Raw genomic sequence first — 9,672 nt, 5'->3', positions numbered from 1 at the left:
TGTTCCGGCCCTTACCTGTATCTCAGCTGGCTGCGGTTTCGGCAGTCATCAGTTCCTAGCGCTTCTTCTTTTTCGGCGCCTGCTTCCGGGCACCGTCCTGGGCCGCAGCCTTCGCCGGATTTCCCGAACGGCCCGAGGGCCTGCCCTCGATACGGGTCTGGCTGGCGCCGTCTTCGCCCGGTGCGGTGTACTGCAGCTGGGCGGGCTTTTCCGGGGCTTCCAGGCCGGCTGCGCGGATCTGCGGCTCGTGGTGCTCCGTGTGTTCCCCGGCGGTGTCAGCAACCACGACGTCCTCCGCGGGAGTCACCTCGACCTCCAGGTTGAACAGGAAGCCGACGCTTTCCTCCCTGATGGCCTCCATCATGGCTTGGAACATGATGAATCCCTCGCGCTGGTATTCAACGAGCGGGTCGCGCTGGGCCATGGCACGGAGGCCGATGCCTTCCTTGAGGTAGTCCATCTCGTAGAGATGTTCCTGCCACTTCCGGCCGATCACGGACAGCACTACGCGGCGTTCCAGTTCGCGCATGCTCTCGGATCCGATGGCCTCTTCCCTGGCCTGGTAGACCAGGCGTGCATCGGAAAGGATCTCTTCCTTCAGGAAGTCCACGGTGATGCGGGACTTGCCGCCAGCTTCGTCAATGACGTCGTGGGACGTAATGCTCACGGGGTACAGCGTCTTGAGGTTGGTCCACAGCTGGTTGAAGTCCCAGTCGTCCCCGGTGCCCTCGGCAGTGGCTTCGTCGATCAGTGCGGTGATCGTGTCCTCAAGGAAGAACTGCACCTTCTCGTGCAGGTCATCGCCCTCGAGAATGCGGCGGCGATCCCCGTAGATGGCTTCACGCTGGCGGTTCAGGACGTCGTCGTATTTCAGGACGTTCTTGCGCTGTTCCGCGTTGCGGCCTTCGACCTGGCCCTGTGCAGATGCAATGGCACGGGACACCAGCTTCGATTCCAGGGCGACATCGTCCGGCACCGAACTGTTCATAAGCCGCTCGGCCGCGCCCGAATTGAACAAACGCATCAGGTCATCCGTCAGGGACAGGTAGAACCGGGACTCGCCGGGGTCGCCCTGGCGTCCGGAACGACCGCGGAGCTGGTTGTCGATGCGGCGCGACTCGTGGCGTTCGGTGCCCAGGACGTAGAGCCCTCCGAGGTCCAGAACTTCCTCGTGCTCATCCTTGACGGCCTGTTTGGCTGCTTCGAGCGCCGCAGGCCAGGCGGCCTCGTACTCGTCCGAGTTTTCTTCCGGATCCAAGCCCTTGGCGGCCAGTTCGGCGACTGCGGTGAATTCGGCGTTTCCGCCCAGCATGATGTCGGTACCGCGACCGGCCATGTTCGTGGCGACCGTCACGGCGCCCTTGCGGCCGGCCTGCGCGACGATCGCGGCTTCACGGGCGTGGTTCTTCGCGTTCAGGACCTCATGCCGGATGCCTTCCTTGGCCAGCAGCCGGGAAAGGTATTCGCTCTTCTCCACGCTGGTGGTGCCCACCAGCACCGGCTGGCCCTTTTCGTGGCGCTCGGCGATGTCCTTGACGACTGCGTCAAACTTGACCGCCTCGTTCTTGTACACCAGGTCCGACTGGTCGAGGCGCTGCATGTCCCGGTTGGTGGGGATGGCCACCACTCCGAGCTTGTAGGTGCCCATGAACTCCGCGGCTTCGGTCTCGGCGGTGCCGGTCATGCCCGAAAGCTTGTCGTACATGCGGAAGTAGTTCTGCAGCGTGACGGTCGCCAAGGTCTGGTTCTCCGCCTTGATCTCGACGGCTTCCTTGGCCTCGATCGCCTGATGCATTCCCTCGTTGTAACGCCGTCCGGCCAGGATGCGGCCGGTGTGCTCATCGACGATCAGGACCTCGCCGTCGAGGATAACGTAGTCCTTGTCCCGCTTGAAAAGTTCCTTGGCCTTGATGGCGTTGTTCAGGAAGCCGATCAGCGGCGTGTTGGCTGACTCGTAGAGGTTGTGGATGCCGAGGTAGTCCTCGACCTTTTCGATGCCCGCTTCGAGGACACCTACGGTGCGCTTCTTCTCGTCGACCTCGTAGTCGGTGTCGGCCTTGAGCCGCAGGACCACCTTGGCGAATTCGCTGTACCAGCGGTTCGTGTCGCCCTGGGCAGGACCGGAAATGATAAGCGGGGTACGGGCCTCGTCGATGAGGATGGAGTCGACTTCATCAACGATTGCGAAGTGGTGGCCGCGCTGGACCAGTTCTGACTTGTCCCAGGCCATGTTGTCGCGCAGGTAGTCAAAGCCGAATTCGTTGTTGGTGCCGTAGGTGATGTCCGCGGCGTATTGCTCGCGGCGCACGGCGGGGTCCTGGTTGGAGAGGATGCAGCCGCTGCTCAGGCCGAGGAACCGGTAAACGCGGCCCATAAGGTCGGACTGGTATTCGGCGAGGTAGTCGTTCACCGTGATGACGTGGACACCCTTGCCGGCGAGGGCATTGAGGTAGGCCGGAGCGGTGGCCACCAGGGTCTTGCCTTCACCGGTCTTCATTTCGGCGATGTTGCCCAGGTGCAGGGCGGCTCCGCCCATCATCTGGACGTCGAAGTGGCGCATTCCCAGCGTTCGTGACGAGGCTTCGCGCACCGCTGCGAAAGCCTCCGGCAGGAGATCATCCAGCTTCTCGCCGTCCTGGTGGCGTTCCCGGAGCCGGTCGGTTTCTTCACGCAGTTCGGCGTCCGTGAAGGTCTTGAGGGAGCTCTCCAGGGCATTGATGGAATCGGCATAGTTCCTCAATTGCCTTAGGGTTTTTTTGTCACCCGTACGGAGAAGTTTTTCGATAAGTGATGCCACGTGAAGTTGCTCCCAGTCTCAAGCTGCCGAATTCTGGCGTGTTCAGTCTACGGGAGAGACGCACGGTGCGTTACGCCTGTTCCCTGAGAGCGGATGCACCCGCTCCGGTGGCAGCGACTGCCTCGGCGAGCGCCGGCCCCAAGTCGCCGGCGGGCGAGACCACCACATGGTCAAGCTCGAGCCATTCGGCCATCAGCTGGAGTTCTGCGGCCAGTTCGACGGCGGTATCCGCCGGCGCATCCGGTTCGGCGTGCGCTGCCCTCGCCAGGAGGCGGCCAGCCGCCCTGTCAGCCTTCAGGTCGACCCGCGCCACGATGCCGTCCCTCAGCAGGAACGGAAGGACGTAGTACCCGAAACGCCGTTTGGCCTCCGGTGTGTAGATCTCAATCCTGTAGTGGAAGCCGAAGAGCTCCTCCAGCCGCCGCCGCTCAAAGACGAGCGAGTCAAACGGGCTGAGAAGGGCCCGTCCCGTTGCCGCGCGGGGCAACTTGGAATCGACGTGCCGGTAGACCGGCCTGTCCCAGCCCCGGACAGCGACGGGCTCCAGCGTGCCGAGCTCCACAAGATGCTGCACGGAAATGGCGGCCGCACGCAGGGGGCTCCGAAAGTAGTCAGCGAAGCAGCGCACGGTTCCGATGCCGTGGGCCCTCGCCGCGGCAGCGATGAGCCGGTCCATCGCTGTCGCAGGATCGGCGTCGGCGTCTCCCCCGCCGTCGAGCGGGGAAAATACCTTCCCCGTAAGTGTGTAGCGGCGTTCGAACTGCTCGGTCCGCGAGGACGCCGAGACGAGCCCTTCCTCGAAAAGGTGTTCCAGGACGCGTTTGACTGCGTTCCAGTTCCAGCCCCAGTTGTCCGTCCGCCGGTCCTCGACATGTCCGATCCGGACAGTGAGTTCGGCGGCGGTCAGTGGTTTGCCCTTGGCAAGTTCTTCGAGGACCTTCACGGCCACACCGGTGCGGAGTTCGGGGTCCATAGCCGATGCCCCGACCCACTTCCGGCTCTGCCACAGCAAAAGGTCCGGGAAGTGGTCCGGCCTGATGAAGCTGGCTTCGTGCGCCCAATACTCCATCATCCTGCGCGGATGCTTGGACGCCATCCGGTTCAGAATGGCACGGTCGTAATTTCCGAGCCTGGAGAAGAAGGGCAGATAGTGGCTGCGGGCAAGGACGTTGACGGAGTCAATCTGGACCAGGTGCAGCCGGTCAAAGGTACGGCCCACCGCCCGTGCAGTCACGGGTCCGGCGGGCCGTCCTTTGTCCAATCCCTGGGCTGCCAAAGCGATTCGCCGTGCCTGATTGAGGCTCAGCGATGCGCTCATGTCAGTCCTTCCTTTGGCTGGTCAACACCAGCTTAGGCGAACACGCTGCTTAGGCGCGTGCAGGTTCATCCTCCGAGCGGTAGGCGAGGATCTTCTCTTCCAAGGGCGCTTCGCCCGGTTCGCAGGTCTGGTCCAGGCTGATGACGCCGTAGGTCCATCCGTCGCGGCGGTACACCACGGACGGCGCTTTGGTCTCCTTGTCCACAAACAGGTAGAAGGAGTGGCCCACAAGTTCCATGTTGTCGACGGCGTCGTCGAGCGTGATGGATGCCGCCGGGAAGACCTTGCGGCGGATCAGGACCGGTGAGTCGCCTGCCGGGATGTCATTGTCGACGTCGTACGGCGACTTTTCCACGGGCGCCGGCTGTGGCTCCTGGTGGTTGCTGGCCTCAACATACAGAGGCTCGGTGGTGCTTGCCGGTTCGAGGCTGGCTGTCGCCTCGCGGACGGCTTTCGGGGTGTGCCGCCCGTGGTGGACCTTTTTGCGGTCCTTGGCGCGGCGCAGGCGCTCGAGGAGCTTGTTGTAAGCGAGATCGAACGCGGCGAACTTGTCGGCGGCGCTGGCTTCCGCACGGATTACGGGGCCACGGCCCAGGACAGTCAGCTCAACCGTAAGCAAGTCTGCGGTCTGGCGGGCCTTGGTCTCCTTGGACACCTTCGCGTCCACCCTTTGGACCTTGTCTCCCAGCGATGCGATCTTTGAGATCTTCTCGTCGGCGTATTCGCGGAAGCGGTCCGAAACCGTCAAATTCCGTCCGCTGATCATGAACTCCATGGTGCCCTCCAAATGACTTCGGTGACACGACGGCGGCACTTCCCGGGGCCGATCTGACTGACAGTCGAGCCCCTTTCCGAGCCGCTATCGACAGGTACAACTGATCTTGGTACCCACAACCGACGTTAGTTCATCGCTACCCGTTATTCACCTTTTCTTCGTTTTATTTTTTTCGGAGTCACGCGTCCTTCCGCGCGGTGGCGCCGGGAGCGTCTGCTGGATCGGCGGAGTCGGGCGGGCGTGTCGCCGCCAGCACCACGGCACCAACGACAATGCCGCCCGCCTGGTGGACTGCCCGCGCAGCCTCTGCCAGCGTGGCGCCCGTGGTGAGGACATCATCCACGATGATGCAGGGTCGCCCCCGGATGTCCGGCTCGAAGAGGACCGGTCCCGCATGCATCGAGCCGCGGACGCGCTTGACGCGTGCCCCTCGCCCCAGTCCCTTTTGCCCTCCGGCCATCGCAGGAGAAGACACCAGGGCACGGATTCGTTCCGGGAGATCAACGGCAGCCCGTGGTCCTTGGACGGTTGCCCTCCGCTTGCGGAGGGCGCAGGCAAGGGATCCCGCACCCAGGCCGCCGCTGCGGGCCAGGTTGCGCAGCATGAGGTGCACCGGGCTGAAACCGCGTTTCCGGAATGCGCTGTTGGTGGTGGGAACCGGAATGAGGCAGAATCCCCGCATTGTCCCGGCGGCCCGCTGGATGGCTCTTCCCAGTGCTTTGGACAACACCGACCCGAGCTGGCCCTGGCCGTGTTTCTTGAACGACAGCAGGGCCTGGGCGAGTTCCTCACGATAAACCCCGGCAGCCACGACCGGAAGGATGACCGAGCCGTTGACATCCATGAGGGCAGGCGCCTGCGCCTCAGCCCGGAAAGGCGCCTTGGTGAGGGTCCGCACCGCCCGTTCGCATGGGCCGCAAAGCGAGAAATCTTCCGTTCCGCAACAGACACATTCCACCGGGGCGGCCAACGCCAGGAGCTCGCGGCCCGCACTTGCTGCCCGGTCCGCAGCCCTCGGAAGCCACTGTGAGTAGTCGCTGCGGTGTTTTGCCGGCGTCGCGGCAGGAGGCGCCAGATCGGGATCGGGTAGTCGAATCACCTGCTAAGGCTGCATGACTGGACGCCCGGCCAGGAAGCCCGGACGGTGCCTATGTGGACATCGCGCCACGGGCCGGCACGCCCTGCGGCGTGCCTGGAAGGGCCGCTGCGTCAGCCCGGGAACGACGGATCCACTGGTCCCTTCAGCTGGGGTGACCAACCGTTTCCGAGGCGCTGGAAAATACCGTCAGCGGACTGCCCGAAGATTTCCTCCGGTCCGTTGCCGGCGCTAATCGCGGTGAGCCCTGGCCAGGGGGCCAGCTGCTGGGGCTGGGAAGCAGCCAGGGAGAGCAATTCCGGCGTGACGTTGTCGGTGGCCGATCCCTTCATGACCGCGACCGTGGTGTCGCTTACCCAGACACCCTGGTCGGGTTGGCGGTCGGTCAGGAGGGTCGTCGGGGCAGTGAGGTCCCGGGGCGTGCCGTCAGCGTTGCGGACAATTCCCGTCACCTGCACGCGGGTTTTCCCGTTTTGCTCGGAAATCACGAGGGCACGCACCCCCTCCCGGGATATTCGGAACTCCTTGACGGTGCGTCCTGCGAGCCACGCGGGTGCCAGCGTCACAGTTGGCATGCCGGCACCCTCGGCGACGCCGGTGGGGCGGTAGGCGAGGACTTCGGTAGCACCGTTGGCCCCGGGGCCGGCAGTCCAGACCCAGTCCTCCTGGCCGAACGACGGGTGGGTGAGGGTGGAACGCGTAGTCAGCGCCCTCGCGGGCTGCCCCGGCACAATCGAGTACAGGGTTGTCCTGGTGCTGTTGAGGAACGCTATGGACTGTGATGCCGGGGACTCGGCCGGGGAAACCGGATCGAGTGCTCCCACGGACTGGATATCCGGAAGCGGTGAAATCCTGTTGTTCTCGTAGCGGACCAGCTGGCCCTCATTCACGGCAATCTGGCGGGCCGGGACGTTCTTGTCACGGACGGGAGGCAGCACGGACCCGTTGTCCTCGACGCGGACCAGGTCTTGGTTCGCCCTGAGCTCTACGTTGACAACGTCGGGTTGGCCGCGGAAGGTCAGCGCCAGTTGTGTCTGCATCCGCAGCCTGTCTTCGCTGGAAGCTTCCACCAGCTCCTTCGCACTCAGATCCACCTGCGCTGCGCCGGAGACCACCGGAACTGACTCGCGCGCCAGTTTCATCCCCGAGGGGAAGGCGCTGACAACGGCTCCCTTGAGATACGGGGCTGGTCCGCTGAGCAGTGCACTGGTCATCGCCTTGACGGTCTTCTTCTTGATGAACCATCTGACGTCCGGTACCGCGTAGGTGAAGCTCGGATCATAGAAGTAGATGGGGTAGGCGCCGTAAATCACCTTGAACGTCTGTTCAGGAATGGCGGTCCCGTCCGGGATTCCGGAGATCCGCCACTCGCCGTCCACCTGCGTCAGGGTGACCTGGACCGTTTCTTTGGTGCCCTCGGGAAACTGCGTGGCGATGCCGTCTGCATCGACGGAGTACGCCACATCAAGCTCGTAGTTGTACACGTTTTCGACGCCGGTCCGGACCACCTTGGTCGAGCGGAAAACCAGCGTCCGCTGGTCCGGCTTCCAGGCCACGGACTCGGCCTGGGTCAGGTACTCCCGCGCCACCGCATAGTCGTCTTCGTAGCCACTGCCCGCCAGATAGAAGTCATCGATGATGGATTCGGGAGCGGCGCCTTCCCGCGGAGCCACCGGAAAGAAAACGGGTGCGTTGTTGGGCTTGCCCGCGCTCTCATCCGTGCTTTTCCCGACGGGTCCGGAGCGCGGAATCTGGGCGCAGGAGGTCAGCAGCAGCAGCAGCACCGCCAAGAGAGCGGCGGCAGCGGTGCCTGGCCTTCGTGATGTGGCGTTCATTTCGCTTCGTCCCCGCCCGTGTCGTGCGTCGCGACCGGCGAGGCAGCCGATGGCTTGACCGGCCCCGGCTCCGCAGCCTGGACGGCGCCTTCGGAGTCCGGCGCCGCGACGGTTCCAAGGATCAGCATGGTGCCCTGGCCGGTGCCGGGGAGTGCGACGTCGGCAGGTTCCAGCTGGAGCGGAGACTTGGAGATGGCCTCGCCCTGCTTCAGCGGCAAAGTCAGCCTGAAATTTGATCCTGTTCCTTTACTGCCCCAGGCCTGAAGCCACCCGTTGTGGAGTTTTGTGTCTTCCGCCGCAATGGAAAGGCCCAAACCGCTGCCGCCGGTGGTGCGCGCCCGCGCGGGGTCCGCCCGCCAGAACCGGTCAAAGACCCGCGCGGCCTCGGACTGTGTCATGCCGATCCCGTGGTCGCGGACTACAACCGCCACGGCGGTATCGTTCGCAGCGACGGAGATATTGACTGGGTTGCCTTCGCTGTGTTCAAGCGCGTTGAGCACCAGGTTGCGAAGGATTCGCTCGATCCGCCGGTCGTCCATCTCCACCACGATGCTCTTTTCACGGGAATTGATGGTGACGTCCGAACCGTATTCGGCGGCGACGGGTCCGGCGTCCTCCACGACATTCGCGATGAGCTGCAGGATATCGGTGGGCTCGGCGTCGAGCACGGCCACGCCTGCGTCGAACCGGGAAATCTCCAGGAGGTCAGCCAGAAGGGACTGGAAGCGTTCCACCTGGTTGTACAGGAGCTCGGCCGAGCGCTTGTTGATCGGATCGAAATCGTGGCGTGCGTCGTACAGTACTTCGGCGGCCATCCGCACGGTGGTGAGTGGCGTGCGAAGCTCGTGGGACACATCGGAGACGAAGCGCTGCTGCATTTGCGAGAGCGTGGCCAGTTGCGTGATCTGTTCCTGCAGGCTGGCGGCCATGTGGTTGAACGATGCGCCCAGCCTGGCCACCTCGTCCTCGCCCTTGACCACCATCCGCTCCTGCAGTTGGCCGGCCGCCAGTTTCTCGGAGACGACGGCTGCATGGCTAACCGGGCTGACGACGTTCCGGGTCACATACCAGGCAATGGCCCCAATGATCAGGACCAACACCGCCCCGCCGGCCAGCAGGACGTTCTGTATTTCGTTGAGCGTTTTCTGCGCGGTGTTCAGGTCGTAGATAAGGTACAGCTCATACACGGTGCCGTTGAACGTGACTTTGTTGCCCACGGCAATGCCCGGCCGGTCCTCAGTCCCTACCGGGAACTCGGTGGATGCCCAGAACTGGTCCTTGCCTGATTCCTGAACGGCTTTCCGCAATTCGGGCGGGATGACGCTGACGGTGAGCTGGTCCGATGCCCGTGATTCCACCCAGCGGTTGCGCGGTTTGGTCTGTTCCGGCATCGCTTCAAAGACATATCGACGCTGGATCACGTTTCCGCGCCCCTCAACGGCGTTTAGCGTGTCGTAGACGAGTGTAATAACGCTCGACTGGTCGGTGACCTGGGCGCCATCAAACGTGTCCTGGACCTGTTTGACGTTGTACAGCGTCTCCGATTCCGCCTGGGTCAACCGTTCCTGGAACAAGTTGTTGGCGATCTGGTTCGACAAGTACGCGCCCACCACGGCGAACGAACCAATCGAGAGCAGTAGCGTAGTGAGGACTGTCCGGAACTGCAGGGACCTGCGCCAACGCCGGTGCAACGCCCGCAGCAGGAACCGGACACCGGGCAAGAGCCGGATCAGCCCGGTCCGGACGAGCCGCGAGACCCGGAGTCCAACAATCCGGGCACGGCGTACCCAGATGCGGGTTCGGAACGGCAGTCCGGAGAGCACACCGGCCATTGCATCGGTATGCTCCGGA

The 9,672-nt window shown here is 63.8% G+C and carries 6 protein-coding genes; all 6 read right to left on the bottom strand.

The features are described from left to right. Positions 1-55: 55 nt before the first annotated feature. The 6 genes from secA to mtrB all read right to left on the bottom strand — a co-directional run bounded on the left by secA (position 56) and on the right by mtrB (position 9,653). Positions 56-2,797, bottom strand: a complete 2,742-nt coding sequence (gene secA / locus J7I79_RS03415; protein WP_214950295.1) for a preprotein translocase subunit SecA — start codon at positions 2,795-2,797, stop codon at positions 56-58. Positions 2,798-2,867: 70 nt separating this feature from the next. Further along, positions 2,868-4,115, bottom strand: a complete 1,248-nt coding sequence (locus J7I79_RS03410; RefSeq protein WP_214950288.1) for a winged helix-turn-helix domain-containing protein — start codon at positions 4,113-4,115, stop codon at positions 2,868-2,870. 49 nt (positions 4,116-4,164) lie between these two features. Beyond that, the gene (hpf, locus tag J7I79_RS03405) at positions 4,165-4,890 is read right to left on the bottom strand and encodes a ribosome hibernation-promoting factor, HPF/YfiA family (protein ID WP_214950286.1); all 726 of its coding nucleotides are present in this window, start codon (positions 4,888-4,890) and stop codon (positions 4,165-4,167) included. A 178-nt stretch (positions 4,891-5,068) separates the two neighbouring features. Further along, the gene (locus tag J7I79_RS03400; protein ID WP_214950278.1) at positions 5,069-5,989 is read right to left on the bottom strand and encodes a phosphoribosyltransferase family protein; all 921 of its coding nucleotides are present in this window, start codon (positions 5,987-5,989) and stop codon (positions 5,069-5,071) included. A 110-nt stretch (positions 5,990-6,099) separates the two neighbouring features. Next, a complete protein-coding gene (locus J7I79_RS03395; protein ID WP_214950276.1) occupies positions 6,100-7,821 on the bottom strand; it encodes an LpqB family beta-propeller domain-containing protein in 1,722 nt (573 codons plus the stop codon). Next, positions 7,818-9,653, bottom strand: a complete 1,836-nt coding sequence (gene mtrB, locus J7I79_RS03390) for an MtrAB system histidine kinase MtrB (protein ID WP_251042343.1) — start codon at positions 9,651-9,653, stop codon at positions 7,818-7,820. Before mtrB ends, J7I79_RS03395 begins: the two co-directional genes overlap by 4 nt. Positions 9,654-9,672: the final 19 nt, after the last annotated feature.

This window comes from Arthrobacter sp. ISL-69 (genome assembly GCF_018613775.1).
In the GTDB taxonomy this organism is placed as follows: domain Bacteria; phylum Actinomycetota; class Actinomycetes; order Actinomycetales; family Micrococcaceae; genus Arthrobacter.
This window is presented reverse-complemented; position numbering and strand designations above follow the sequence as displayed.

Coding starts and splice junctions, on each gene's coding strand:
- J7I79_RS03410 (WP_214950288.1), bottom strand. CDS start 4,115: ATGAGCGCATCGCTGAGCCTCAATCAGGCACGGCGAATCGCTTTGGCA.
- hpf (WP_214950286.1), bottom strand. CDS start 4,890: ATGGAGTTCATGATCAGCGGACGGAATTTGACGGTTTCGGACCGCTTC.
- J7I79_RS03395 (WP_214950276.1), bottom strand. CDS start 7,821: ATGAACGCCACATCACGAAGGCCAGGCACCGCTGCCGCCGCTCTCTTG.
- mtrB (WP_251042343.1), bottom strand. CDS start 9,653: ATGGCCGGTGTGCTCTCCGGACTGCCGTTCCGAACCCGCATCTGGGTA.